Here is a 1147-nt window from a genome sequence, read left to right as displayed (position 1 = left end):
ACAAGAAAAAAACGCTTTAAATGAAGAAATAACAGCATTAAAAAATAATTTAACTCACAATACAGAACAATTAACTTTAAAAAATAAAACCATTGCCGATAATCAGCAAAAAATAACTACTTTAGAAGAACAACTAAAAACAACAACTAAAAAACAAAACCAAGATTTAGAACAATTAAGACAAGAAATTGAACAAAAAGAAAATATTATCCAAACGAAAGAACAAAATCTAGTCCATAATCAACAATTATCAACACAAGAAAAAGGACTTTTACAAACTGAAATTGACACTTTAAAACAAAATTTACAAACAAATAAAATTAATTTTGAAGCTCAACTAGTATTGAAAGATGAAGAAATAAACCGTTTGAATAAAGATAAACACTTGTTAGAAGAAAAATTAGATCAAACCCAAGAAGAACAAAATAATTTAAGAGCTCAACACGAACAAGCTTTACAAGAAATTGCTACGCAAATTGAATATTATAAAAAAAATGTAGTTGAATTAGAACAAGAAGCTCTCCATTTAAAACAACAATTAGCTATTAATCAAGAACAGCAAACACAACATCAACAAGCATTGTTAACTAAACAACAACAGTTAAATAACTTAAATGAAAAAATAATCTCTTTAATAAACCAGAAAATGACTTTAGAACAAGCAATAAGCAATTTAAGTCAAACTTACAAAGAATGGGAAAAAACCACTTTCGCTTATAATCCTGATTTATTAAAAAATTTATCAAATAACTCCTCGTCTTCAGAGTATACGAAAAACAATGATAGATATTTTTATTCTAATAAACCATTTTCTGTAACTATAAAGCCTAATTTAAAGATAGATGATAATAATGCTGGTAATATGCAATATGCAAAAGCATTAGCACAAATAGAAAAACGCGAAGCCAAAACTTTCAATAGTTTTAAACACACTATTAATGGCCAGGATTATTATTATATTAATATATATCTTCAAAAACATGATAATAATAAAATAGATATTTGGAACTATGATCGTTGTATAACTCGCATTGAAAATAATAGCGGACATGATTTAAATTATTTTGATATCTCTTTCGGTGAAAATGCTAAAAATATTTCTTTATCGCCTCCTCCTGTTGAAGCTATAAATGCATTATCTATTAAA

1 pseudogene is annotated in these 1147 nt (G+C 25.6%); it reads left to right on the top strand.

The features are described 5' to 3' along the window. Window positions 1–1147 (top strand): annotated as a pseudogene (locus RI76_RS03110) (hypothetical protein); the annotation flags it as partial.

The organism is Milkweed yellows phytoplasma str. MW1 (assembly GCF_000309485.1).
In the GTDB taxonomy this organism is placed as follows: domain Bacteria; phylum Bacillota_I; class Bacilli_A; order Acholeplasmatales; family Acholeplasmataceae; genus Phytoplasma.
Note: the sequence above shows the minus strand (reverse complement) of the source record. Positions and strands in the feature narration are given on the sequence as shown.